At 58.4% G+C, this 24,008-nt stretch carries 22 protein-coding genes; 16 read left to right on the forward strand and 6 right to left on the reverse strand.

Going from position 1 to position 24,008, the window contains the following annotated elements; all coding sequences use genetic code 11:
* The first annotated feature begins 11 nt into the window (after positions 1–11).
* The 5 genes from ubiI to B3041_RS00915 all read left to right on the forward strand — a co-directional run bounded on the left by ubiI (position 12) and on the right by B3041_RS00915 (position 7,271).
* Positions 12–1,214 (forward strand): FAD-dependent 2-octaprenylphenol hydroxylase, encoded by a 1,203-nt coding sequence (ubiI, locus tag B3041_RS00895; RefSeq protein ID WP_292968562.1) that lies wholly within the window; start codon positions 12–14, stop codon positions 1,212–1,214.
* A gap of 780 nt (positions 1,215–1,994) precedes the next feature.
* The gene (gene gcvT / locus B3041_RS00900; protein ID WP_065648259.1) at positions 1,995–3,092 is read left to right on the forward strand and encodes a glycine cleavage system aminomethyltransferase GcvT; all 1,098 of its coding nucleotides are present in this window, start codon (positions 1,995–1,997) and stop codon (positions 3,090–3,092) included.
* 20 nt (positions 3,093–3,112) lie between these two features.
* Complete coding sequence (gcvH, locus tag B3041_RS00905) at positions 3,113–3,499, forward strand: glycine cleavage system protein GcvH (protein WP_065648260.1); 387 nt, start codon at positions 3,113–3,115, stop codon at positions 3,497–3,499.
* Positions 3,500–3,595: 96 nt separating this feature from the next.
* Positions 3,596–6,469: an aminomethyl-transferring glycine dehydrogenase gene (gcvP, locus tag B3041_RS00910; protein ID WP_292968565.1), complete on the forward strand. Its 2,874-nt coding sequence runs from the start codon at positions 3,596–3,598 to the stop codon at positions 6,467–6,469.
* 58 nt (positions 6,470–6,527) lie between these two features.
* Complete coding sequence (locus tag B3041_RS00915; protein WP_292968567.1) at positions 6,528–7,271, forward strand: SDR family oxidoreductase; 744 nt, start codon at positions 6,528–6,530, stop codon at positions 7,269–7,271.
* 19 nt (positions 7,272–7,290) lie between these two features.
* On the opposite strand, the gene B3041_RS00920 is transcribed toward B3041_RS00915, so the two are convergent.
* Both B3041_RS00920 and B3041_RS00925 read right to left on the reverse strand, forming a co-directional pair.
* Positions 7,291–8,730 carry a 6-phospho-beta-glucosidase gene (locus tag B3041_RS00920; RefSeq protein WP_292968569.1) on the reverse strand — a complete coding sequence of 480 codons (1,440 nt, stop codon included), beginning with the start codon at positions 8,728–8,730 and terminating at the stop codon, positions 7,291–7,293.
* A gap of 125 nt (positions 8,731–8,855) precedes the next feature.
* On the reverse strand, positions 8,856–9,587 hold the full coding sequence (locus tag B3041_RS00925) for a MurR/RpiR family transcriptional regulator (RefSeq protein ID WP_065648264.1): 732 nt from the start codon (positions 9,585–9,587) through the stop codon (positions 8,856–8,858).
* Between the two features lie 175 nt (positions 9,588–9,762).
* On the opposite strand from B3041_RS00925, the gene trhA reads away from it, so the two are divergent.
* Positions 9,763–10,416: a PAQR family membrane homeostasis protein TrhA gene (gene trhA / locus B3041_RS00930; protein ID WP_065648265.1), complete on the forward strand. Its 654-nt coding sequence runs from the start codon at positions 9,763–9,765 to the stop codon at positions 10,414–10,416.
* A gap of 50 nt (positions 10,417–10,466) precedes the next feature.
* Here trhA and ygfZ read toward each other — a convergent pair whose 3' ends face one another.
* Positions 10,467–11,450, reverse strand: a complete 984-nt coding sequence (ygfZ, locus tag B3041_RS00935; protein WP_065648266.1) for a tRNA-modifying protein YgfZ — start codon at positions 11,448–11,450, stop codon at positions 10,467–10,469.
* A 227-nt stretch (positions 11,451–11,677) separates the two neighbouring features.
* Here ygfZ and sdhE point away from each other — a divergent pair, with 227 nt between their 5' ends.
* Both sdhE and B3041_RS00945 read left to right on the forward strand, forming a co-directional pair.
* Positions 11,678–11,944: an FAD assembly factor SdhE gene (gene sdhE / locus B3041_RS00940; protein WP_039380010.1), complete on the forward strand. Its 267-nt coding sequence runs from the start codon at positions 11,678–11,680 to the stop codon at positions 11,942–11,944.
* Positions 11,919–12,335 carry a protein YgfX gene (locus tag B3041_RS00945; protein WP_292968575.1) on the forward strand — a complete coding sequence of 139 codons (417 nt, stop codon included), beginning with the start codon at positions 11,919–11,921 and terminating at the stop codon, positions 12,333–12,335. Before sdhE ends, B3041_RS00945 begins: the two co-directional genes overlap by 26 nt.
* Here the strand turns inward: B3041_RS00945 and fldB are convergent.
* On the reverse strand, positions 12,332–12,850 hold the full coding sequence (fldB, locus tag B3041_RS00950) for a flavodoxin FldB (RefSeq protein WP_065648268.1): 519 nt from the start codon (positions 12,848–12,850) through the stop codon (positions 12,332–12,334). The two genes, B3041_RS00945 and fldB, sit on opposite strands and share 4 nt — an antisense overlap.
* A gap of 68 nt (positions 12,851–12,918) precedes the next feature.
* On the opposite strand from fldB, the gene xerD reads away from it, so the two are divergent.
* From xerD to lysS, 5 genes are all read left to right on the forward strand, one after another.
* Positions 12,919–13,845, forward strand: a complete 927-nt coding sequence (gene xerD / locus B3041_RS00955) for a site-specific tyrosine recombinase XerD (protein WP_139074169.1) — start codon at positions 12,919–12,921, stop codon at positions 13,843–13,845.
* Between the two features lie 22 nt (positions 13,846–13,867).
* Positions 13,868–14,581 (forward strand): bifunctional protein-disulfide isomerase/oxidoreductase DsbC, encoded by a 714-nt coding sequence (gene dsbC / locus B3041_RS00960; protein ID WP_065648269.1) that lies wholly within the window; start codon positions 13,868–13,870, stop codon positions 14,579–14,581.
* A 9-nt stretch (positions 14,582–14,590) separates the two neighbouring features.
* The gene (gene recJ, locus B3041_RS00965; RefSeq protein WP_292968585.1) at positions 14,591–16,315 is read left to right on the forward strand and encodes a single-stranded-DNA-specific exonuclease RecJ; all 1,725 of its coding nucleotides are present in this window, start codon (positions 14,591–14,593) and stop codon (positions 16,313–16,315) included.
* A gap of 94 nt (positions 16,316–16,409) precedes the next feature.
* A protein-coding gene (gene prfB / locus B3041_RS00970; protein WP_139074170.1) for a peptide chain release factor 2 occupies positions 16,410–17,508 on the forward strand; the annotation gives its coding sequence in 2 pieces (ribosomal slippage) (positions 16,410–16,484 and positions 16,486–17,508; 1,098 coding nt in all).
* 9 nt (positions 17,509–17,517) lie between these two features.
* Positions 17,518–19,038 carry a lysine--tRNA ligase gene (gene lysS / locus B3041_RS00975; protein WP_039380000.1) on the forward strand — a complete coding sequence of 507 codons (1,521 nt, stop codon included), beginning with the start codon at positions 17,518–17,520 and terminating at the stop codon, positions 19,036–19,038.
* 49 nt (positions 19,039–19,087) lie between these two features.
* Here the strand turns inward: lysS and B3041_RS00980 are convergent, their stop codons facing one another.
* The gene (locus B3041_RS00980) at positions 19,088–19,714 is read right to left on the reverse strand and encodes a hypothetical protein (protein ID WP_065648271.1); all 627 of its coding nucleotides are present in this window, start codon (positions 19,712–19,714) and stop codon (positions 19,088–19,090) included.
* A 292-nt stretch (positions 19,715–20,006) separates the two neighbouring features.
* On the opposite strand from B3041_RS00980, the gene B3041_RS00985 reads away from it, so the two are divergent.
* Positions 20,007–21,170 carry an MFS transporter gene (locus B3041_RS00985; protein ID WP_292968579.1) on the forward strand — a complete coding sequence of 388 codons (1,164 nt, stop codon included), beginning with the start codon at positions 20,007–20,009 and terminating at the stop codon, positions 21,168–21,170.
* Here B3041_RS00985 and B3041_RS00990 read toward each other — a convergent pair.
* Complete coding sequence (locus B3041_RS00990) at positions 21,167–22,087, reverse strand: LysR family transcriptional regulator (RefSeq protein WP_065648273.1); 921 nt, start codon at positions 22,085–22,087, stop codon at positions 21,167–21,169. The two genes, B3041_RS00985 and B3041_RS00990, sit on opposite strands and share 4 nt — an antisense overlap.
* Before the next feature lie 109 nt (positions 22,088–22,196).
* Between B3041_RS00990 and lysA the strand changes: the two genes are divergently transcribed.
* Together lysA and B3041_RS01000 are read left to right on the forward strand one after the other, a co-directional pair.
* Positions 22,197–23,450: a diaminopimelate decarboxylase gene (gene lysA, locus B3041_RS00995; protein ID WP_292968581.1), complete on the forward strand. Its 1,254-nt coding sequence runs from the start codon at positions 22,197–22,199 to the stop codon at positions 23,448–23,450.
* The gene (locus tag B3041_RS01000) at positions 23,450–23,902 is read left to right on the forward strand and encodes a GNAT family N-acetyltransferase (RefSeq protein ID WP_084798749.1); all 453 of its coding nucleotides are present in this window, start codon (positions 23,450–23,452) and stop codon (positions 23,900–23,902) included. Before lysA ends, B3041_RS01000 begins: the two co-directional genes overlap by 1 nt.
* The last annotated feature ends 106 nt before the right edge of the window (positions 23,903–24,008 follow it).

Raw genomic sequence — 24,008 nt, forward strand, 5'->3', positions numbered from 1 at the left:
AAGAGGCAGCAATGCAAACATTTGATGTGGTGATTGCCGGTGGCGGCATGGTCGGTCTGGCAGTGGCCTGCGGTTTGCAGGGAAGCGGGTTGCGCGTCGCGGTACTGGAAAAAGCGGCGGAACCGCAGTTTGATCCGGCAGCGGCAGCGTCGATCCGGGTATCCGCTATTAATGCCGCCAGTGAACGGCTGCTGCAGAAGCTGGATGTCTGGTCATCCATCCTCGCCCTGCGCGCCAGCGCCTACCACGGTATGGAAGTGTGGGATCAGGATAGCTTTGGATCCATTAGCTTTGATGATGAGCAGCAGGGGCTGTCACATCTTGGTTATATTATCGAGAATGAGGTTATTCACAGTGCGCTGTGGCAGCGCGCCAGCCAGTGCAAAGACGTCACGCTGTTTGCACCGGCCCGGCTGCAGCAGGTCGCGTTTGGTGATAATGAAGCGTTTATCACGCTGGAAGATGGCACCATGATGACCGCCCGGCTGATGATTGCCGCCGACGGCGCCGGCTCCTGGCTGCGTGAAAAAGCGGATATCCCGCTGACGTTCTGGGATTACGAGCACCATGCGCTGGTCGCCAATGTGCGCACTGATATGCCGCATGATGCCGTCGCGCGTCAGGTGTTTCATGGCGAAGGCATTCTCGCTTTTCTGCCAATGCAGGATCCGCATCTGTGCTCAATCGTCTGGTCACTTGCTCCGCAGGAAGCGGCTCGTCTGCAGTCGATGCCCGCAGCGCTGTTTAATCAGCAGCTCTCAGTGGCTTTTGATATGCGTCTGGGATTATGCAGCGTTGAGAGCGAGCGTAAAACGTTCCCGCTGACGGCACGCTATGCGCGCAATTTTGCCGCCCACCGTCTGGCGCTGGTCGGCGATGCCGCGCACACCATTCATCCGCTGGCCGGGCAGGGCGTGAACTTAGGCTTTATGGATGCGGCCGAGCTGATTGGTGAAATCCGCCGGCTGCATCAGGCGGGCCGTGATATCGGCGAGCACCTCTCACTGCGCCGCTATGAACGCAGCCGCAAGCACAGCGCAGCGCTGATGCTGGCCGGCATGCAGGGATTCCGTGAGCTGTTTGCCGGCACCCATCCGGCGAAAAAGCTGCTGCGTGACGTCGGTCTGAAGCTGGCCGATACGCTGCCAGGCGTCAAGCCGCGTCTGCTGAAGCAGGCGATGGGACTGAACGATCTGCCTGAGTGGATCCGCTAGCTAACCAGGGCGTTGTTGTTTCGTATCCGCCTTACCACAGGGGGCGCATTAATGCGCCCCGGTTTAGACCCATCCGCGGACGTCACATTTCGCACCCGCATTAACCCGGGCGCCATAAATGGCGCCCCTACGAAAACCCAATGCAGGGCATCATTGTTTCGCACCCATTTTGCCGTAGGGGGCGCATTAATGCGCCCCGTTTCAAATCCATCCGCGGACGTCACATTTCGCACCGTCCTATTGTAGGGGGCGCATTAATGCGCCCCGGTTCAAATCCATCCGCGGACGTCACATTTCGCACCCGCATTATCCCGGGCGCCATAAATGGCGCCCCTACGGCTACAGAGGAAAATGTAGGGGGCGCATTAATGCGCCCCGGCAAAAAATTTTCCCTGACTCCCTGTTCGCACTAAAACAGAGCGCTTTGCATCATAATGATGCCTCGTTTGATTTATTCTAATTTCACTGCCTTATTCGCATTAGTTATTTTCATACATAATGCATCACCCTTTTATACCCTTTCACTTATCAACAACGTCTGCGTGTTTTATTTACTGAAATATGACCTGAAAGTTGCATAATCTGCGCGGTTAATCACACAAAGGCAGCGAATTATGCTGCATGCTACAGGACGCACTGCAACTGTGAGGTCCGGCTTCGACCTCGTTTTGCTTATGGTTAAATCTGTTTTTCAGTGGTAACGTCAGCGAAAAGAGAACGTTTGCGTTGCCGTGTATTCTCGCGCAGACGAGCCCGCTTATTTGTTTTCACAGGATGGTTATGACTCAGCAAACGCCTCTGTTTAACCAGCACCAGCGCGATGGTGCACGCATGGTGGACTTTCATGGCTGGATGATGCCGCTGCACTACGGCTCGCAAATTGATGAGCATCACGCAGTGCGCAGCGACGCCGGCATGTTTGATGTATCGCACATGACCATTGTTGACCTGCACGGTGTACGCACCCGCGAGTTTTTACGCTATCTGCTGGCAAATGATGTTGCAAAACTGACGCAGCCTGGCAAGGCGCTCTACAGCGGCATGCTTAACGCTTCAGGTGGCGTGATAGACGACCTGATCGTCTATTTTATGCAGGAAGACTTCTTTCGGCTGGTAGTGAACTCTGCCACACGCGAGAAAGACCTCGCCTGGATAACGCAGCACGCCGCACCGTTTGGCGTAGCGCTGACAGAGCGTCGCGATCTGGCGCTGATTGCCGTTCAGGGCCCGAATGCGCAGCAGAAAGCTGAGACGCTGTTTGATGACACTCAACGCGCCGCCGTTGCCGGCATGAAACCATTTTATGGCGTGCAGTCAGGCGACCTGTTCATTGCCACCACCGGCTACACCGGTGAGGCGGGCTATGAAATTGCGCTGCCAGCTGACCAGGCTGAAGCGTTCTGGCAGCAGCTGCTGGCTGCCGGTGTAAAACCCGCCGGCCTGGGCGCACGCGACACACTGCGTCTGGAGGCAGGTATGAATCTCTATGGCCAGGAGATGGATGAGGGCGTTTCGCCGCTGGCCGCGAATATGGGCTGGACCATCAGCCGGGAGCCGGCCGACCGCAATTTTATCGGACGTGAAGCGCTGGAAGCGCAGCGTGAGCAGGGCAGTGAAAAACTGGTAGGCCTGATCATGACGGAGAAAGGCGTACTGCGCGGTGGCCAGACGGTGCGCTTCACCGATGAGCAGGGTGTACCGCAGCAGGGTATGATTACCAGTGGTTCCTTCTCGCCGACGCTGGGCTGCAGCATCGCCCTGGCGCGCGTGCCTGCCGGTATTGGCGAGCAGGCCATTGTGGAGATCCGCAATCGCGAAATGCCGGTAAAAGTAACTAAACCCGTTTTTGTTCGCGCCGGTAAGCCGGTCGCTCAGTAAATTTTTCAGGAGAAATGGCGATGAGCAATGTGCCAAATACGTTGAAATACCGCGACAGCCACGAGTGGGTGCGTAAAGAGGAAGATGGCTCTTACACCGTGGGGATCACCGAGCATGCGCAGGAGCTGCTCGGTGATATGGTGTTTGTCGACCTGCCAGACGTTGGCGCTACGTTTAGCGCGGGCGATGACTGCGCAGTGGCAGAGTCGGTTAAAGCCGCTTCCGATATCTATGCGCCGCTGAGTGGTGAAATTGTGGCGGTGAATGAGGCGCTGACCGACTCCCCCGAGCTGGTGAACAGCGCGCCTTATGGCGATGGCTGGTTGTTCCGCCTGAAAGCCAGCGATGAAGCTGAACTCGGCAGCATGCTTGATGCTGACGCCTATAAAGCCAGTATTGATGAGTAACCGGTAGTCTCTGAAGGTGTCGCGGCGCGGCACCTCTTCTTTATCTGCCTGTTGTAAGTCCTTTGTGTAACCCAGCCCGATGCAGGATTGACTGTAATGACCCAGACTCTCAGCCAGCTTGAACATAACGGTGCATTTATTGAGCGCCATATTGGTCCCACCGCCGCACAGCAGGCCAGCATGCTGGAAGCGATTGGTGCCCGTTCGCTCAGTGAACTTATTAGCGCCATCGTACCCGCGGATATTCAGCTGCCTGGCCCGCCCGCCACGGGTGACGCTGCGACCGAGCAGCAGGCGCTGGCGGAGCTGAAAGCGATTGCCAGTCAGAATCAGCGCTACAAATCCTGGATCGGCATGGGCTACAGTGCGGTGATCACTCCGCCGGTGATCCTGCGCAACATGCTGGAAAATCCTGGCTGGTATACCGCCTATACGCCTTATCAGCCCGAGGTATCGCAGGGACGCCTGGAGGCGCTTCTGAACTTCCAGACGCTGACGCTGGATCTGACCGGTATGGATATCGCCTCTGCATCCCTGCTGGATGAGGCTACCGCCGCTGCTGAAGCGATGGCGATGGCAAAACGCGTCAGCAAGCTGAAGAGCGCCACGCGGTTCTTTATCGCCGATGATATTCATCCGCAGACGCTGGATGTCGTACGCACCCGCGCAGAAACATTTGGCTTTGATCTGATCATCGATCGGGCAGACAAAGCGCGCGATCATGAGGATCTGTTTGGCGTACTGCTGCAGCAGGTGGGAACCGGCGGTGAAGTACATGACTACCGCGATCTGATCGCAGAGCTGAAGAGCCGCAAAGTTGTGGTAAGCGTGGCCGCTGATTTCATGGCGCTGCTGCTGCTGGAGGCGCCCGGAAAACAGGGTGCTGACATTGTGTTTGGTTCCGCTCAGCGCTTTGGCGTGCCAATGGGCTATGGCGGACCGCACGCGGCCTTTTTTGCCAGCCGCGATGAGCACAAACGCTCAATGCCGGGCCGCATTATCGGCGTCTCACGCGATGCGGCGGGTAATACCGCGCTGCGCATGGCGATGCAGACGCGTGAGCAGCATATCCGGCGTGAAAAAGCGAACTCCAATATCTGTACTTCACAGGTCCTGCTGGCCAATATCGCCGGTCTCTATGCGGTCTGGCACGGTCCGCAGGGTCTGCAGCGCATCGCCTCACGCATTCACCGCCTGACCAGTATTCTGGCAACCGGCCTGCAGCAAGGCGGGCTGACGCTGCGTCACGCCAGCTGGTTTGACACGCTGACCGTTGAGGTTGCTGACAAAGCCGCCGTACTGAACCGTGCGCTGAGTTTTGGCGTAAACCTGCGCAGCGATATGCATAACGCTGTGGGTATTACGCTGGATGAGACGACCTGCCGTGAAGATGTACAGGCGCTGTTTGCTATTTTTCTGGGCGACGCACATGGCCTGGATATTGAGGCGCTTGATGCAGCCGTATCCGCGGAGAGTACTGCCATCCCGGCAGGCCAGCAGCGCCGCAGTGACTACCTGACGCATCCGGTATTTAACCGCTATCACAGCGAAACCGAAATGATGCGCTATATGCACAGCCTGGAGAAAAAAGATCTGGCGCTGAATCAGGCAATGATCCCGCTCGGCTCCTGCACCATGAAGCTGAATGCCGCCGCAGAGATGATCCCGATCACCTGGCCGGAGTTTTCTGAACTGCATCCATTCTGCCCCGCTGAACAGGCCACTGGTTATCTGCAGATGATTGGGCAGCTGTCGCAGTGGCTGGTACAGCTCACCGGCTATGACGCGCTCTGCATGCAGCCTAACTCCGGGGCGCAGGGAGAGTACGCCGGCCTGCTGGCGATCCGCCGCTATCACGAAAGCCGCAATGAAGGCCGGCGCAACCTCTGCCTGATCCCGGGTTCGGCACACGGCACCAATCCGGCGTCGGCGCAGATGGCGGGCATGTCGGTTGTTGTGGTCGCCTGCGATAAACAGGGCAACATCGATCTCGGCGATCTGCGTGAAAAAGCGGCTCAGGCAGGCGATGCGCTCTCCTGCATTATGGTGACTTATCCGTCCACTCACGGCGTCTATGAAGAGACCATCCGCGAGGTGTGCCAGATTGTGCATCAGTATGGTGGTCAGGTGTATCTGGACGGCGCCAACATGAACGCCCAGGTGGGCATTACTACGCCTGGCTACATCGGTGCCGACGTCTCGCATCTTAATCTGCACAAAACCTTCTGCATTCCGCACGGCGGTGGCGGACCGGGGATGGGACCGATTGGCGTAAAAGCGCATCTGGCTCCGTTTGTGCCGGGGCACAGCGTGGTGCAGATCGATGGCGTACTGACGCAGCAGGGTGCCGTGTCGGCCGCCCCGTTTGGCAGCGCTTCAATTCTGCCTATCAGCTGGATGTATATCCGCATGATGGGCGCAGAAGGACTGAAACAGGCAAGCTCAGTGGCAATCCTTAATGCCAACTACATTGCGCGTCGTCTGCAATCGGCCTATCCGATCCTCTACACCGGACGCGACGGCCGCGTAGCGCACGAATGTATTCTCGATATTCGTCCGCTGAAAGAGCAGACCGGTATCAGCGAACTGGATATTGCCAAGCGCCTGATCGATTACGGCTTTCACGCCCCGACCATGTCTTTCCCGGTCGCAGGCACGCTGATGGTAGAGCCGACCGAATCAGAGGGCAAAGCAGAGCTGGATCGCTTTATCGATGCGATGCTGGCGATCCGCATGGAGATCGATCGCGTCGCCGCCGGTGAGTGGCCTGCTGATGACAATCCGCTGATCAACGCACCGCATACGCAGATGGAAATCGTGGGTGAGTGGCAGCATCCCTATACGCGTGAGCTGGCGGTATTTCCGGCAGGCAGCGCGAACAAGTACTGGCCAACGGTAAAACGGCTTGATGATGTCTTTGGCGATCGCAACGTTTTCTGCGCCTGTGTGCCGATGAGCGAATATCAGTAAGTGCTGTAAACTGACCCTGAAAGGGCCGGATGCCGGTCCTTTTCTTTTGGAGGCACATATGGATCTGGCACTGGTCACCGGCGGCAGCCGGGGCATCGGACGCGCCACCTCGCTGCTGCTGGCGCAGGCGGGCTACCGCGTGGTAATCAACTATCGTCAGCGGGCCGCCGATGCAGAACAGCTGGTTGCGGAGATTGTCAGCCAGGGCGGCAGCGCCTGCGCGCTGCAGGCGGATATCGCCGACGAGGCGCAGGTGGTGAGGCTGTTTGCACAGCTGGATGAGCAGCCGGGCGCGCTGCGGATCGTGGTGAACAATGCCGGAGTTCTGTTTACGCAGTGCCGGGTAGAAGCGCTGAGCGCTGAGCGCATTCAGCGCGTGCTGGCAACGAACGTCACCGGGACCTTTATCTGCTGTCGTGAAGCGGTGAAACGCATGAGTACGGTGTATGGCGGGCAGGGTGGCGTGATTGTGAACGTTTCATCAGGGGCCGTGCACAGCGGTGCGCCGGACGAGTATGTGGATTACGCAGCGTCAAAAGCGGCGGTGGATACGCTGACCCGCGGGCTGGCGCGCGAGGTGGCCGCACAGGGGATCCGGGTAACCGGCGTACGTCCTGGTTCCACTTATACCGACATGCATGCGGATGGCGGCGAGCCGGGGCGGGTTGATCGGGTGGCGCAGCGCATTCCGCTGGGCCGCGGTGCGCAGCCAGAAGAGATCGCCCGTGCGATCCTCTGGCTGAGCAGCGATGCCGCCGCTTACGTCACCGGCAGCATGCTGGATGTGACGGGCGGACTCTGATATCCGCCGCGCTATTCTGTCAGAGCGTGGCACCATTGCTGGCGATCACCTGCTGATACCAGCTAAAGCTCTTTTTCTTTGAACGCGCAAAGGTGCCGCTGCCGTCATCGTTTTTATCGACGTGGATAAAGCCGTAGCGTTTGCTGTACTGGCCGGTAGTGAACGAGACGCAGTCAATACAGCCCCACGGCGTGTAACCCAGCAGCTCTACGCCATCCAGCGCCACCGCTTTTTTCATCTCTTCGATATGCGCCCTCAGATAGTCGATGCGGTAGTCATCGGCAATAAAGCCCTCTGCATCAGCGTTATCGATCGCGCCAAAACCGTTTTCCACAATAAACAGCGGTTTCTGGTAGCGCTCATAGAGCGAATTCAGCACATAGCGCAGGCCAACCGGATCGATCTGCCAGCCCCAGTCTGAGGCTTTGACATGCGGATTGGGCACCACACCGTCAAAGCCGGTAATCGGGTCATCCACGCCGCTGGCGCGGGTATCCACCGCGTTGCTCATGTAGTAGCTGAAGCCGATATAATCACAGCAGCCCTGCTGCAGGGTTTCAGCATCCTCTTCAGCCATCTCAATGTGATAGCCTTTGCGCGCCCACTCTTTCAGCGTGTAAGCGGGATAAGCACCGCGCATCTGTACATCGCTGAAGACGTAGCGCTGATGCATCGCCTCCTGCGCGCGCATGACATCGTCCGGATGGCAGGAGAAGGGATAGACCGGCACCATGGCAATCATGCAGCCAATCTGAAAATCGGGATTGATCTCATGTCCGCGCTTCACCACTTTTGCACTGGCGACAAACTGATGATGCATGACCTGGTACATCGTCTGCTCTGGCTTCTCATGGTCGGTAAATACCACGCCGGAACAGCAGTAGCCAAACAGCGGATATTGCCAGTTGCGCTGGTTATTGATCTCGTTAAAGGTCATCCAGTACTTCACTTTGTGCTGATAGCGCGTCATCACCACATCGCTGAAGCGTACAAAGAAATCGACCAGCCGGCGGTCAGCCCAGCCGCCATACTCTTTTACCAGATGATAGGGCATCTCAAAATGCGACAGGGTGATCACCGGTTCGATACCATATTTCAGCAGCTCATCGAACAGGTCATCATAGAACTGCAGGCCCGCCTCGTTAGGCTGCGCTTCATCCCCGTTAGGGAAAATGCGCGTCCACGCGATAGACGTGCGGAAGCACTTAAAGCCCATCTCAGCAAACAGCGCAACATCCTCTTTGTAGTGCGAATAAAACTCCACCGCCTGGTGGTTAGGATAGTGTTTGCCCGGCTGTACGCCGTCGGTGATCACGCGGTCAACGCCGTGTGCACCGCCGGTCAGTACGTCAGCAATGCTGACGCCTTTGCCGCCCTGATCCCAGCCGCCCTCAACCTGATGCGCGGCTACCGCGCCGCCCCAGAGAAACCCTTGTGGTAACTGCAAATCATCACGCATTGTTCAGCCTCATCATACGTCAGGTGAAAACAGAATTTTTCGCAGTGTAACAAGCAGCCGGCGAATGTCACGCTATAACACCGCGCGCCATATGTAACCTGTTACAGCCAAAAAACAAGGTGTTTTCAGGGAGATAGCATACGCGCCAGCGTGCGTCCCAGCGTTTCGATGATATACATTACCGGGACCTGTGTGGTGAGGTCATGCTGCCCGGCCAGCGTGATCTGCGGCACATGATAGGAGAGGGTAAAGTCTGCCATTTTTGCCAGCGAGCTGCTGTCGTGATTGGTGATGGCGATGATTTTGCAGCGGTTGAGACTGAACTGACTGGCGAAGCGCAAAATCTCTTCAGTCTCACCGGAAACAGAGAGAATAATCGCCAGCGCGCTCTCACTGGCACCGGGCATAACCGGATAGTAAGGGTCATCAATATGGTGGCTGAATTTGCCCACGTTGGAAAAGAAGCGCGCGCCATATTTACCGAGACTGCCCGATGTGCCGGCACCAATAAAGAAAATGTGCCCGGCCTGCAGGATCATCTGCGCGGCCTGCGTAATCTGCTGCTCAAACTCGGCGTTATGAATACTTTTGAAAAAACTCAGCATTTCGCCGGGACCCGATGAGGGGATCGCAGGCGTTGTCTGCTCCTGCGCCAGACGAAAGCGAATGCGAAACTCTGACCAGCCGTCACAGTGCAGCTTACGGCAAAAGCGCAGCACGGTGGTGGTGGAGACACCCGCCTGCGCCGCCAGATCGCGAATGGTCATATAGCTGACGCTTTGCGGATGTTTAATGATGAAATGGTAAACCTGCATCTCAAGATCGTTCAGGCTGGAGAGATCGCGGTGTGCAAACATGCGGGACATCGCTCAGGCAGAAAAGGGGATCTGCAGTGTACCAGATTGCATTGCGTGCCGGAGGACACACCTCGTCACAGAAATAGTTGAGCGTACAGGTGTACACTGAAAAAGATCCCGGTTAGGCTGGAGATGATAAAAAAACAACACTCTCTATCTTCAGGAACCCCGCGCCATGGTAAAACCCGCACTCACTACGCCCGGCTATACGCTGGCCGAAGAGATAGCTAACAGCATCAGCCATGGCATTGGCTGCCTGTTTGGTATCGCCGGTCTGGTGCTGCTGCTGACGCAGGCAGTGGAAACACAGGCAAGCGTCACCGCCATCACCAGCTACAGCCTCTATGGCGGCAGCATGATTTTGCTCTATCTCGCCTCCACGCTCTACCACGCGATTCCGCACCAGCGCGCGCGGCCGTGGCTCAAGAAATTTGATCACTGCGCTATCTATCTGCTGATTGCCGGCACCTATACGCCGTTCCTGCTGGTCGGGCTGAAATCGCCGCTGGCGCACGGACTGATGGTAGTGATCTGGAGTCTGGCGCTGGCAGGCATCATTTTTAAGCTGACGATTGCGCACCGCTTTAAGGTCCTGTCGCTGGTGACTTATCTCAGTATGGGGTGGCTGTCGCTGGTGGTGATCTATCAGCTGGCGATGCGGCTTTCCGCCGGTGGTATCTGGCTGCTGGCAGCAGGGGGAGTGGTTTACTCACTGGGGGTGATTTTCTACGTATCGCGCCGGATACCCTTTAACCATGCGATCTGGCACGGCTTTGTTCTCGGCGGCAGCGTACTGCACTTCTGTGCCATCTATTTTTATGTGAAATAAACGCGTTATGCGCAAAGCGGGACGCCTGATGGCCTCCCGCTTTACGCGCCTTATGCGTCCAGTGCGTAAGGCAGTGGCTGAAGGGTGAGTTCGCCGCCCTCATCGCCTTCAGCGCGCAGGATAGCATCTGGTTCCGGATCGTTATTCATCACCATCTGCACCCAGACGCTGCCATCCTCGAGCTGTACCGCGCTCAGTACCGTGCCGGTGCGCCGCCAGCGCTCGCCCATCTGCAGCTCCATTGCACTCCCCGCTTCCGGAACTTTACCGGCGCTGCCCGCCAGCCAGAACAGGGCGCGCTTGTTGGCACCGCGGAATTTTGCCCGCGCCACCATCTCCTGCCCGGTATAGCAGCCTTTCTTGAAGCTGATGGCATCCAGCGCCTGCAGGTTGGTTGCCTGCGGGATCAGCTGCGCGGTGGTGGCGGCGTCGATAACCGGAATACCCGCCTCGATATCCAGCGCCAGCCACTGCCTGCTGTCGTTGAACTGCGCCTCACCGTCCAGTGCCGCTTTAATTGCCTCCGCTTTTGCCGGCGTGGTCACCACCACAAAACGTTCAGCAGGCTGATCCAGCCACAGCAGCGTGCTCTCATCCTGCTGCACCACCGCGTGCTCTGCATCCGGCAGCGCCGTAAACAGATTGGCCAGTGCCGCACGCGCCTGAAAACCGGCAACGCCCAGCAGGACAGCGTCATCGTCAGCTTCGATGGCCACTTTGGCAAACACCGCATACTTTTTCAGCTCAGCAATTTGCTGGTCACGCAGGCTGCGGCGCACCAGATAGGCGTATCCCTCGCCGCGATGAAACAGGCGCAGGTTGCTCCACATTTTGCCTTTGGCGTCGCAGTGGGCGGCCTGACGATGCTGATCGCTGGCCAGCGTCGCGACATCCAGCGTCAGCTGCCCCTGCAGGTAGCTGGTGCTGTCTTTGCCCTGCACCGACACCAGCGCCCACTCATCAAGCGACATCAGCGTCAGGGGCAGGCGTGCCGCAGCGACAGGCTGGCGGGGAGGGAGGGTGAAAATCGGCATGTGTCCATCCTGATTAATCAAATGTGTCCGGAGTTGTTTGTTCAATGTTAAAAGAGCAGCCGGGCAATGCAACCTGTTTACGGAGCCGGGCGCACAAATCGCGTGATAGCGCAGCAACGTAGTCTGTCACTTTGCGTAATCCTGCGCAGGAAACAGCACTCAGCCTGCAGCGGGCCAAAAAAGCAGGTACACTGGCCCCCACTGTTTACAGCCGTGGAACACGACACATGGATATTCATGACAAATCACGCGTTAAGTGGGCCTGCCGCCGGGGCATGCTTGAGCTTGATGTCTCCATTATGCCTTTTTTTCACTATGAGTATGACTCGCTAAGTGATGAAGATAAGCGGGTGTTTGTTGCTTTACTGAAGAGTGACGATCCGGATCTGTTTAACTGGATGATGGACCACGGCGAGCCCGCGGATCCCGAGTTTAAGCGCATGGTAAAACTGATCCAGCAGCGTAACCGTGAACGCGGTCCGGTGGCAATGTAGCCTCCGTCCTTCACGCAGCGCCCGGCTGACTAATCTGGCGGCCGGTTTGAGCTGTGTGACGCTGCTGCTGTTCGCCTGGCCTGCGGAGTGGTATGCGCTGCAGGCGCTGCTTTCCGTCGCGGTGCTGGCGGAAAGCTGGCGCACTGAGCAACGCTTACGGCAACGCAGCGGCGAGCTGACGCGGGATGAACAGGGGAGCTGGGGCTGGCAGGGAACCTGCTGGTATACGGCACGGACGGCGCAGTGGCAGCCGTGGGGTGTGCTGCTGACCCTGCAGAACGCGCAGGGCCAGCGCTGGCGTTTCTGGCTGATGCAGGACGCCATGACGATGCGCAGCTGGCGGCAGCTGCGCGCGCACGACGCGCTCAGTGACGCTGCAGATCGGCGTTAAAGCCGGTCTGCTGTTTCCGTGAGCACCTGCTCGCACCACTGCTCAATGCGCTCGTCGCTCTGCTCAAACTGGTTAACGTCGTCCAGCGCCAGGCCAACAAACTGTGTGCCGTCAGCGGTCAGCGGCTTGCGGCTGGTAAAGGTGTAACCCTCCAGCGGCCAGTAGCCGACAAACTGCACGCCCATCGGCTGCAGCAGCTCATGCAGCATGCCCAGCGCATCAAGAAACCACTCGCTATACTCAATCTGGTCGCCCATGCCGTAGAGCGCCACAATTTTCCCCTGCAGATTTAGTCCGGGCAGCTGCGACCATATCGCTTCCCAGTCCTCCTGCAGCTCGCCAAAATCCCAGGTCGGAATACCGAGGATCAGCAGGTCATACTGCTCCATCAGCGAGGGGTCATCATCTTTGAGGTTATGCAGCGTCACCAGCTCTTCACCAATAAAGTCGCGGATTTTTTCCGCTGCCATTTCGGTGTAACAGGTACTTGAACCGTAAAAAAGTCCGATATTCATGCGGTTAATGCTCTGTATGAAACTCACTCTGGCGCAATTGTACCAGAACCCCTCTGCTTTAAGGCATAATGAGCACGATTTCACACTGGCGAGAGGATAACGTGCAGGATAGCGATCTGATTGAACAGTTTCTTGATGCGCTCTGGCTGGAGCGCAATCTGGCGCAAAATACGCTGGCCTCTTACCGTCAGGATCTGCAAACCCTCACCGCATGGCTGCAGCATCACAACCTGACGCTGCTGACGCTGCAGGCGCTGGATCTGCAGCAGTTTCTTGCAGAGCGTATTGAGGGCGGCTATAAAGCCACCAGTTCAGCCCGCACGCTGAGCGCCATGCGCCGGCTGTTTCAGTATCTCTACCGTGAAAAGCTGCGCAGCGACGATCCCAGCGCGCTGCTTTCTGCCCCAAAGCTGCCACAGCGGCTGCCGAAAGATCTCAGCGAGAGTCAGGTCGACCGTCTGCTGCAGACGCCGGCAACAGATATTCCGCTGGAGCTGCGCGATAAAGCGATGCTGGAGGTGCTTTACGCCACCGGCCTGCGCGTCTCAGAGCTGGTGGGGCTGACCATCAGCGATGTCAGCCTGCGGCAGGGGGTTTTACGCGTCATCGGTAAAGGTAACAAAGAGCGGCTGGTGCCATTAGGTGAAGAAGCGATCTACTGGATAGAGCACTATATGGAACACGGGCGGCCCTGGCTGCTGAACGGCCAGACGCTGGACGTCCTGTTTCCCAGCCAGCGTGCACAGCAGATGACACGCCAGACCTTCTGGCACCGTATCAAGCACTATGCGACGCTGGCGGGTATCGACAGTGAAAAACTGTCACCGCACGTGCTGCGGCATGCCTTTGCCACACATTTACTGAACCACGGCGCGGATTTGCGCGTCGTACAGATGCTACTGGGCCACAGCGACCTGTCGACTACCCAGATTTATACGCATGTTGCCACCGAGCGGCTGCGTCAGTTACATCAACAGCACCATCCGCGCGCCTGAGCAGCGGCAACAAGGACTTATGATGAAAAAACAGTTTACCGTTCTGGCTCTGCTGGTCAGCGCCTTTTCCGCTCTGGCCCAGGCTGATGACAGCGCCATTCAGCAGACGCTGAAAAAAGTGGGTCTGCAGCAGGCTGAGATCCAGCCATCGCCGCTGCCGGGCATGAAAACGGTGCTGACGGAAAGCGGGGTGATTTACATCACCGAAGATGGCAAACATATGATTCAGGGGCCGCTGTATGACGTCAGCGGCGCGCAGCCGGTCAATGTTACTAACCAGCTGCTGGACAAAAAAGTCGCCGCGCTGGCACCGGAAATGATCGTCTACAAAGCGCCGAAAGAGCAGCACGTGATCACGGTATTTACCGATATCACCTGCGGCTACTGCCGTAAGCTGCATGAGCAGATGGCGGACTACAACGCGCTGGGTATCACGGTGCGCTATCTCGCTTTCCCGCGCGAAGGGCTGAACGGTCAGGTTGAGAAAGCGATGAAGGCGATCTGGTGCAGTGCCGATCGCAACAAAGCGTTCGATCAGGCAATGAAAGGCGATACGCCGCAGATGGATGCGCCAGCGACCTGCAAACTCAATCTCGATAAGCACTACAAACTCGGCATTCTGTTCGGTATTCAGGGCACGCCCGCCATTCTTACCGACAGCGGTATGATGATCCCCGGCTATCAGGGTCCGCAGGAGCTGAAGCAGGTGCTTGATGGTCAGAAGCGGGGCGGCTAATTCACAGTGATGCACACTACAGAACTGCGTCGGCGCACGCTGCCGGCTGATGCCAGCCTGCCTGACGATTTGCCGCCTCTGCTGCGGCGTCTCTATCTGCATCGCGGTGTTAAAACTGCGGCAGAGCTGGAGCGCGGGGCAAAATATCTGCTGCCGTGGCAGAGCCTCGGCGGCATAGACGCTGCGGTTGCACTGCTGCACCGGATGCTCACAGGCGGTCAGCGCATTATGGTGGTCGGTGATTTTGACGCCGACGGCGCAACCAGTACCGCCCTTACCGTGCTGGCGCTGCGCAGCATGGGCGGCAACGTGGACTATCTGGTGCCTAACCGCTTTGACGATGGCTATGGCCTGAGTCCGGAAGTGGTGGAGCAGGCGCGCGCGCGCGGCGCGGAGATGATCCTCACCGTGGATAACGGCATCTCCTCGCACGCGGGCGTCGAAACGGCCGCGGCGCACGGCATCCCGGTCCTGATCACCGATCACCATCTGCCGGGCGAGACGCTGCCGGCCGCCGACGCTATCGTCAATCCCAACCTCAGCGACAGCGCTTTTCCGTCGCGCGCGCTGGCGGGCGTGGGCGTGGCGTTCTACCTGATGCTGGCGCTGCGCGCGCATCTGCGCGAACAGGGCTGGTTTACTCCCCAGCGCAGCGAACCCAATCTGGCCGCGTGGCTCGATCTGGTCGCACTTGGCACCGTCGCGGATGTGGTGCCGCTGGATGCCAACAACCGCATTCTGGTGTGGCAGGGGCTGAGCCGCATTCGCGCCGGTAAATGCCGCGCCGGTATCCGGGCGCTGCTGGAGATCGCAAACCGCGATGCGCGCCAGCTGGCGGCCAGCGACCTCGGCTTTGCCGTCGGCCCGCGTCTTAACGCGGCGGGGCGGCTTGACGATATGTCGGTTGGCGTGGCGCTGCTGCTGACCGAGGATATTGCGCAGGCGCGCATGCTGGCCAGCGAGCTGGATGCGCTGAACCAGACGCGCAAAGAAATTGAACAGGGCATGAAAAGCGAAGCGCTGGCGCTGTGCGACGCGCTGGAGCGTCAGCACAGCGATCTGCCGCTGGGTCTGGCCTTTTATCATCCTGAATGGCATCAGGGGGTGGTGGGGATCCTCGCCTCGCGCCTGAAAGAGCGTTTTCACCGGCCGGTTATTGCGTTCGCGCCCGCGGGCGATGGCACGCTAAAAGGGTCGGGCCGCTCAATTGCCGGCCTGCACCTGCGCGATGCGCTGGAACGGCTTGATACACTCTATCCGGGCCTGATTATCAAATTTGGTGGTCATGCCATGGCGGCGGGATTGTCGCTGGAAACGGAAAAATATGACGCGTTTCGCGAGCGCTTTGCCGTGCTGATTGATGAGTGGCTGGATGGCGAGGCGCTGCAGGGCGTGGTGTGGTCAGACGGTGAACTGCACGCGCAGGAGTTCAGCCTGCATACCGCGGAAATGCTGCGCGAGGCGGGGCCGTGGGGGCAGGCGTTCCCGGAACCGGTCTTTGACGGCAAATTCAAACTGCTGCAGCAGCGGCTGGTGGGCGAGCGTCACCTGAAAGTAATGGTGGAACCGCTCGGTGGCGGACCGCTGCTGGACGGGATCGCGTTTAACGTCGACACCCGGCTCTGGCCGGATACCAGCGTGCGGCAGGTTGAGCTGGCCTATAAGCTGGATATCAACGAGTATCGCGGTAACCGCTCTGTGCAGCTGATTATCGATCATATCTGGCCGCTCTGACCGCGCGCGCCGCTACAAACCGCGCGCGCTTTCGGGTAAACTCATGCGTTACTTTATCTTTTCTCACCGTATCGCCAAAAAAGACTGAAAAGCCATGTTTGAAATTAATCCGGTCAAAAATCGTATCCAGGACCTCAGCGAGCGCAGCGGCGTTCTTAGGGGGTATCTTTGACTACGATGCCAAGAAAGAACGTCTTGAAGAAGTAAACGCCGAGCTGGAACAGCCGGACGTCTGGAATGAACCTGAACGCGCGCAGGCGCTCGGCAAAGAGCGCGCGTCGCTGGAAGCCGTCGTTGAAACCCTCGAGCACATGCACCAGGGTCTGGAAGATGTGCAGGGCCTGCTGGAGCTGGCGGTTGAAGCGGACGATGAAGAAACCTTCAACGAAGCCGTGGTTGAGCTCGACGCGCTGGAAGTAAAGCTGGGTGAGCTGGAATTCCGCCGCATGTTCTCAGGCGAGTATGACAGCGCTGACTGCTACATGGATATTCAGGCAGGCTCCGGCGGTACGGAAGCGCAGGACTGGGCCAGTATGCTGCTGCGCATGTATCTGCGCTGGGCAGAGGCTAAAGGGTTTAAAACCGAGATCATCGAAGAGTCGGAAGGCGAAGTCGCAGGCACCAAATCTGCCACCATCAAGATCATTGGTGACTACGCCTACGGCTGGCTGCGTACGGAAACCGGCGTTCACCGCCTGGTACGTAAGAGTCCGTTTGACTCCGGCGGCCGTCGTCATACCTCGTTCAGTTCGGTGTTTATCTATCCGGAAGTGGATGACAACATCGATATCGATATCAACCCGGCCGATCTGCGCATTGACGTCTATCGCGCATCGGGTGCGGGTGGCCAGCACGTCAACAAAACCGAGTCTGCGGTGCGTATTACCCACCTGCCGACCAACATTGTGGTGCAGTGCCAGAACGACCGTTCACAGCACAAGAACAAAGACCAGGCCTTCAAACAGCTGCGTGCCAAGCTCTATGAATATGAGATGCAGAAGAAAAATGCTGACAAGCAGGCCGCAGAAGAGAACAAATCGGATATCGGCTGGGGCAGCCAGATTCGTTCTTACGTGCTGGATGACTCCCGCATCAAAGATCTGCGTACCAGCGTAGAGACCCGCAATACCCAGGCGGTGCTGGATGGCGATCTGGATCGTTTTATCGAAGCAAGTTTAAAAGCAGGGCTATAAGGAACCGACATGTCTGAACAACAACCGCAGAACGCTGACGCCGCACTTGAGTTAAACAACGAACTGAAAGCGCGTCGCGAAAAACTCAGCGCGCTGCGTGAAAAGGGCGTGGCGTTTCCTAACGATTTTCGTCGTGACACCACCTCCGATCGTTTGCACGCCAGCTATGACGACAAGAGCAACGAAGAGCTGGAAGCACTGGGCGTGGAAGTCAGCGTTGCCGGTCGTATGATGACGCGCCGTATCATGGGCAAGGCGTCGTTTGCCACGCTGCAGGATGTGGGCGGTCAGATCCAGATCTACGTTTCGCGCGACGATCTGCCGGAAGGCGTCTACAACGAGCAGTTCAAGAAGTGGGATCTGGGCGATATTCTGGGTGCACGCGGTAAGCTGTTTAAAACCAAAACCGGCGAGCTCTCAATCCATATCTCAGAACTGCGCCTGCTGACCAAAGCACTGCGTCCGCTGCCAGACAAGTTCCACGGACTGGCTGACCAGGAGACGCGCTATCGCCAGCGCTATCTTGATCTGATCTCCAATGATGAATCGCGTCACACCTTCCAGGTGCGCTCGAAAATCATGGCAGGTATTCGCCAGTTCATGGTAAACCGCGACTTTATGGAAGTGGAAACGCCAATGATGCAGGTGATCCCGGGCGGCGCTTCTGCACGTCCTTTCATCACCCATCACAATGCGCTGGATATCGATATGTATCTGCGTATTGCGCCGGAGCTCTACCTGAAGCGTCTGGTAGTGGGCGGCTTCGATCGCGTGTTTGAGATCAACCGTAACTTCCGTAACGAAGGCATCTCGCCGCGTCATAATCCTGAGTTCACCATGATGGAACTCTATATGGCGTATGCAGATTACAAAGATCTGATTGAGCTGACTGAGAGCCTGTTCCGTACGCTGGCGCAGGACGTGCTGGGCACCACTGAAGTGGCATATGGCGAACACACCTTTGACTTCGGTAAGCCTTTTGAGAAGCTCACGATGCGTGAAGCGATCAAAAAATATCGTCCGGAAACGGACCTGGCCGATCTGGAAGACTTTGACAAAGCGGTGGCGATCGCCAGCGCGCTGCATATCAAAGTGGAGAAAAGCTGGGGTCTGGGCCGCGTAGTGACGGAGATCTTTGAAGAGACGGCGGAAGCTCATCTGATCCAGCCCACCTTCATCACCGAATATCCGGCGGAGGTTTCACCGCTGGCGCGCCGTAATGACGAGAACCCGGAGATCACCGATCGCTTTGAGTTCTTTATTGGCGGTCGTGAAATCGGTAACGGCTTCTCAGAGCTGAACGATGCTGAAGATCAGGCAGAGCGTTTCCTGCAGCAGGTGAATGCAAAAGATGCCGGCGATGATGAAGCGATGTTCTACGATGAAGATTACGTGACCGCCCTGGAGCATGGTCTGCCACCAACGGCTGGCCTGGGTATCGGCATCGACCGTATGGTAATGCTGTTTACCAACAGCCACACCATTCGCGATGTGATCCTGTTCCCGGCGCTGCGCCCGACGGCGAAGTAACGGCAGGCGCTGCCCGTCTCTCTCCCGGGAAAGAGACGGGCAGCGGTTATCACGGCGTGAGCACGTCTGCCAGCCACGTCTGAAAGCGCGCATACGGTACGTAGAGCGCCACATCGTTGTACAGCGTTTTTCCGCTTTGGTTATCGTCGATTCGCCGACTGAAGCCCACGATGACCCCGGCCAGCGTATCGTCACTGGCGTTATAAACTGCACCGCCCGACATGCCTTTCACTACGCCCGCACTGGCCGCCACCACCACACAGTTTGCTTTGTTCCAGCCGTTTACCAGCGTGGTATTCACCAGATTCTCACCGCTGGAAGCGACCGGCAGAGCGGAGATAAAGCTGTAGCCATAGAGATTAACGCGATCGCCAATATGACCGTTACGGAACGCCGGCGGCAGGCTGCCCGCCTGATTTTTATGGTAGACCACGGCAAGATCGCAGTCGGGATGCCAGGCTTTTACCCGGTAAAGGGAATATTTCGCCACGTGTGCCGCCGTCAGGCTGTAGTCAGGGGTCAGCGGAATAGTCGTGCCCAGCGTGCCGATCCCAAGAATAGTGGGAATACCGGTAACGGTCATATCCACCCGGCGCGCGGCTTCTTTACTGTACTCATAGTGTCCGACCGAGCAGCCGCTGAGGCAGCATGCGGCCAGCGCAATTATCCGGCGCATCTCTTTTTTCTCCTGTAGGGGCGCTCACCTGGGCGCTGCGTTCTGACCGCTACCAGCCTCCGCCGGCTGAATGCCGGGCAACGCTATCACTATCCGGCACTGTGCCACAAGCCGGACCCGTGCGGATTATTGCCGCGCCGGCAACATAGCCTTGCGGCGTGCAGGGTGGTTGCGCTGGCAGGGCTGTGCTTTAATGCTGCGTGACGCAGTTCAAATATTAATAAGCGTTCTGTTTTACCGTGCTGTGTTCGCAGCACGGCCCGCCTGCAAAATTATCTTGGGAGAGTGTGTTATGCCTGTTGCATTACTGGCGCTGGCGCTGAGTGCGTTCGCCATTGGCACCACGGAGTTTGTCATTATGGGATTACTGCCGGAAGTGGCAGGCGATCTGCAGGTGTCGATTCCTTCAGCCGGCTGGCTGATCAGCGGTTACGCGCTCGGCGTGGCGATTGGCGCACCGATTATGGCGCTGCTGACCGCCAGCCTGCCGCGCAAGCGCACGCTGAGCCTGCTGATGGTGATTTTTATTATCGGCAACGTGCTGTGCGCGCTGGCCTATAGCTATAACCTGCTGATGCTGGCACGCGTGGTCACCGCACTCTGTCACGGTGCGTTTTTTGGCATTGGATCGGTGGTGGCAGCGAGCCTGGTAGCGCCGGGCCGTCAGGCGTCCGCAGTGGCGCTGATGTTTACCGGTCTGACGCTGGCAAACGTGCTGGGCGTGCCGCTTGGCACCTGGTTTGGTCAGCTGTTTGGCTGGCGTGCCACCTTCTGGGGCGTGGCGATTATCGGCATTCTGGCGTTTATCGCCCTGATAGTCAGCCTGCCGGCAAATAAAGAAGAGAAGCCGGTTCACCTGGCCAGTGAGATTAGCGCCCTGGCCAACGGACGGCTCTGGCTGTCGCTGCTGATGACGGTCTGCTTTGCCGCCGCGATGTTTGCGCTGTTCAGCTATATTGCGCCACTGCTGCTTCAGGTTACCGGCATCAGCGATCGCGGCGTGAGCTGGACGCTGTTCCTGATCGGCGCCGGCCTCACGGCGGGCAACATTATTGGCGGTAAACTGGCAGACTGGAAAGTCTCTTTCAGTCTGATCCTCAGCTTCTCGCTGATTGCGCTGTTCTCGCTGCTCTTCAGCTGGACCAGTCATGCGCTCTGGCTGGCTGAAATCACGCTGTTCCTGTGGGCAATGGCGACGTTTGCCACCGTACCGGGTCTGCAGATCAACGTGGTGCGTCACGGCAAAGAGGCGCCTAATCTGGTGTCCACGCTGAACATCGCTGCATTTAATGTGGGTAATGCGCTCGGCGCCTGGGTGGGCGGCACCGTTATTGCGCGCGGCTACGGCCTGACGGCAGTGCCGGTTGCGGCTGCCGCCATCGCCGCTGTCGGCCTGGTGGTGTGTGTGATCACCTTCCGCAACGCCAGCGGGCAGGGCGATACAGTTCGCGTCTAAGCGAGCTGCGCGGCGATAAGCCCCGGAAACGCCGCCACCTGCTGCTGCAGGTGGTGGCAGAAGCGGTCAACCAGCGCAGAGGCGGGCCGGTGCTGCGGGCGGATCAGGCTCACGGTAAACGGCACGCTGATACTGAAACGCCGCATTACCACGCCGCTCGCCGCGTAATCCAGCGCGGTGAGCGGATTCACAATTGACAGACCAATCCCGGCGCGCACCATCGCGCACACCGACGCGGCGCTGTGGGTCTCCAGCACCAGCCGTCGCTCAACCTGCTGTTCCAGAAACAGCGCATCCAGCAGCTGACGATAGCTGTCATGCCGCGACAGACTGACAAAATTTTGCTGATGGAAATCCGCAGGTGTCAGCACATCGCGCTGACAAAGCGGATGCTGCGGCGGCAGCACGCACACTTCATCGCAGGTCAGCAGGGAGAAGCGCTCCGTGCCGGCAGGTGCATGCTGTGTCTCGGTCAGGCCGAGATCGTAGCGCTGCGCCGACAGCCACTCCTCCAGCAGCGGCGACTCCTGCGGAATAATGTTCAGGTTCACCTGCGGATAGCGCTGCATAAAGGGTTGCAGCAAAGGCGGCAGCAGCGACTGCGAAAATGCCGGCAGGCAGGCCACTGAAAGCTCTCCGTGCCGAAACTGCCGCAATCCTTCCGCCGCATCCAGGATACGGTCCAGTCCGTACCAGGAGCGCTGCACCTCTTCAAACAGACTCAGGCCCTGCATGGTAGGCTGCAGACGACCGCGCACCCGTTCAAACAGCGTCAGTCCCAGCTGCTGCTCCAGACGCGCCAGCTCACGGCTGACGGTGGGTTGCGAAGTGTGCAGCAGCGCGGCGGCCTGCGTGAGATTACCGCTGGTCATTACCGCATGAAAAATCTCAATGTGCCGCCAGTTAATGTTCGCCATCGTCCCTCCCTCAAAGGCATATCATATTTGCATAGCTGCTGCTAAAACAGATATTTCTGTGAATCGATACGCTATGGCTAAATGGACGTAACAGTACAGGAGAATTGTTATGCCACGTCCGTTAGACACCACTGAATCCGCCCTTAATGCTACCCATCTGCTGCCGCTGGCACAGCGCTACAGCGGTCCGTTCTGGGCCTATGACGCTGCCATTATTCAGCAGCGTATTGCGCAGCTCAGCCAGTTTGACGTGGTGCGCTTTGCGCAGAAAGCCTGCTCAAATATTCATATCCTGCGCCTGATGCGTCTGGCCGGTGTGAAAGTTGATTCCGTCTCGCTGGGAGAGATTGAACGCGCGCTGGCGGCGGGATTTGAGCCCGGCGGCGAGGACATTGTATTTACAGCGGACCTGCTGGATCTGCCGACGCTTCAGCGCGTGGCTGAGCTGCAGATACCGGTGAATGCCGGTTCCGTAGATATGCTGCACCAGCTGGGCGCACGCTCACCAGGCCATAAAGTCTGGCTGCGCATCAATCCCGGCTTTGGTCACGGCCACAGTCAGAAAACCAACACCGGCGGGGAAAACAGCAAGCATGGCATCTGGTATGGCGATCTGCCGCTGGCGCTGGCTGCGATCCAGCAGTACGACCTGCAGCTGGTGGGGCTGCATATGCATATCGGCTCCGGCGTGGATTATGGTCATCTGCAGCAGGTGTGTGACGCCATGGTCGACCAGGTGATTGCGTTTGGTCAGGATCTCAGCGCCATCTCAGCCGGGGGCGGGCTCTCTATTCCCTACCGCTTTGATGAAGAAGCGATCGATACCGACCACTATTTTGGCCTCTGGAGCCGCGCGCGCGATCGGATTGCCGCACACCTCGGGCATCCGGTGAAGCTGGAAATTGAACCGGGCCGCTTTCTGGTCGCTGAATCAGGCGTGCTGGTGTCGCAGGTGCGGGCGGTCAAAGCGATGGGCAGCCGTCACTTTGTGCTGGTCGATGCGGGCTTCAGCGATCTGATGCGTCCGGCCATGTATGGCAGCTATCACCATATCTCGGTACTGCCCGCTGATGGCCGTACGCCGGGTGCAGCCACGCAGGAGAGTGTGGTCGCCGGGCCGCTGTGTGAATCAGGTGATGTGTTTACCCAGCAGGAGGGAGGGAAGGTGGAGACCCGCACGCTGCCCGCCGTACAGCCGGGCGATTACCTGGTGTTTCATGACACCGGGGCCTACGGAGCGTCGATGTCCTCCAACTACAACAGCCGCCCGCTGATCCCGGAGCTGCTGTTTGAAAACGGCAGCGTACGTGAGATCCGCCGTGCGCAGACGATTCAGGAGCTGCTGGCGCTGGAGCTGAACTGATGCGTATTGTGCCGCTCAGCAGCGTGCCGCACCACGCCAGCCAGATAACCGACTGGCTGTGGCAGGCGTTTGGTGCAGGCACGACGCGTGAGTTTTATCACAGTATCGTGCGCAGCAGCCTCAATGGCGCGGATCTGCCAGTGACGTTTGTTGCGCTGGATGCGCACGATATTCCGCTGGGCACTATCGGTTTCTGGCGCTGCGATCTTATCAGCCGTCAGGATCTCTGGCCGTGGGCGGCTGCGCTCTATGTCGATCCCGCCTCGCGCGGCCAGGGAGTCAGCGAGGCGCTGCAGCAGCACGTGATCGGTTTTGCCCGCGAGCGTGGTCACGCGCGTCTCTGGCTGTGGTCAACGTTTGCCGGCTACTACGAGCGGCACGGCTGGGAGTTTGTCTGTGAGGCGCTGGAGTTTCCCGCCGAGCGGGTGAGGGTGTATAAGCAGGATCTGTGACGGAGGCCGGTTCTGCTTGCCGCGAGGGCGGGCGCCGGTTCCGTTCGGCACGGAGGCTGGCCGCCGGTTCCGTTCGCCGTCAGCGGCGGCAGCTGCCTCTGCCCCG

The sequence above is a fragment of the Pantoea sp. UBA4549 genome, from assembly GCF_002387285.1.
GTDB classification, from domain to species: domain Bacteria; phylum Pseudomonadota; class Gammaproteobacteria; order Enterobacterales; family Enterobacteriaceae; genus Pantoea; species Pantoea borealis.

What these genes read in the sequence shown, in the direction of transcription:
- ubiI (WP_292968562.1), top strand. Translation starts at nt 12, where the DNA reads ATGCAAACATTTGATGTGGTGATTGCCGGTGGCGGCATGGTCGGTCTG.
- gcvT (WP_065648259.1), top strand. Translation starts at nt 1,995, where the DNA reads ATGACTCAGCAAACGCCTCTGTTTAACCAGCACCAGCGCGATGGTGCA.
- gcvH (WP_065648260.1), top strand. Translation starts at nt 3,113, where the DNA reads ATGAGCAATGTGCCAAATACGTTGAAATACCGCGACAGCCACGAGTGG.
- gcvP (WP_292968565.1), top strand. Translation starts at nt 3,596, where the DNA reads ATGACCCAGACTCTCAGCCAGCTTGAACATAACGGTGCATTTATTGAG.
- B3041_RS00915 (WP_292968567.1), top strand. Translation starts at nt 6,528, where the DNA reads ATGGATCTGGCACTGGTCACCGGCGGCAGCCGGGGCATCGGACGCGCC.
- B3041_RS00920 (WP_292968569.1), bottom strand. Translation starts at nt 8,730, where the DNA reads ATGCGTGATGATTTGCAGTTACCACAAGGGTTTCTCTGGGGCGGCGCG.
- B3041_RS00925 (WP_065648264.1), bottom strand. Translation starts at nt 9,587, where the DNA reads ATGTTTGCACACCGCGATCTCTCCAGCCTGAACGATCTTGAGATGCAG.
- trhA (WP_065648265.1), top strand. Translation starts at nt 9,763, where the DNA reads ATGGTAAAACCCGCACTCACTACGCCCGGCTATACGCTGGCCGAAGAG.
- ygfZ (WP_065648266.1), bottom strand. Translation starts at nt 11,450, where the DNA reads ATGCCGATTTTCACCCTCCCTCCCCGCCAGCCTGTCGCTGCGGCACGC.
- sdhE (WP_039380010.1), top strand. Translation starts at nt 11,678, where the DNA reads ATGGATATTCATGACAAATCACGCGTTAAGTGGGCCTGCCGCCGGGGC.
- fldB (WP_065648268.1), bottom strand. Translation starts at nt 12,850, where the DNA reads ATGAATATCGGACTTTTTTACGGTTCAAGTACCTGTTACACCGAAATG.
- xerD (WP_139074169.1), top strand. Translation starts at nt 12,919, where the DNA reads ATGAGCACGATTTCACACTGGCGAGAGGATAACGTGCAGGATAGCGAT.
- dsbC (WP_065648269.1), top strand. Translation starts at nt 13,868, where the DNA reads ATGAAAAAACAGTTTACCGTTCTGGCTCTGCTGGTCAGCGCCTTTTCC.
- recJ (WP_292968585.1), top strand. Translation starts at nt 14,591, where the DNA reads ATGCACACTACAGAACTGCGTCGGCGCACGCTGCCGGCTGATGCCAGC.
- lysS (WP_039380000.1), top strand. Translation starts at nt 17,518, where the DNA reads ATGTCTGAACAACAACCGCAGAACGCTGACGCCGCACTTGAGTTAAAC.
- B3041_RS00980 (WP_065648271.1), bottom strand. Translation starts at nt 19,714, where the DNA reads ATGCGCCGGATAATTGCGCTGGCCGCATGCTGCCTCAGCGGCTGCTCG.
- B3041_RS00985 (WP_292968579.1), top strand. Translation starts at nt 20,007, where the DNA reads ATGCCTGTTGCATTACTGGCGCTGGCGCTGAGTGCGTTCGCCATTGGC.
- B3041_RS00990 (WP_065648273.1), bottom strand. Translation starts at nt 22,087, where the DNA reads ATGGCGAACATTAACTGGCGGCACATTGAGATTTTTCATGCGGTAATG.
- lysA (WP_292968581.1), top strand. Translation starts at nt 22,197, where the DNA reads ATGCCACGTCCGTTAGACACCACTGAATCCGCCCTTAATGCTACCCAT.
- B3041_RS01000 (WP_084798749.1), top strand. Translation starts at nt 23,450, where the DNA reads ATGCGTATTGTGCCGCTCAGCAGCGTGCCGCACCACGCCAGCCAGATA.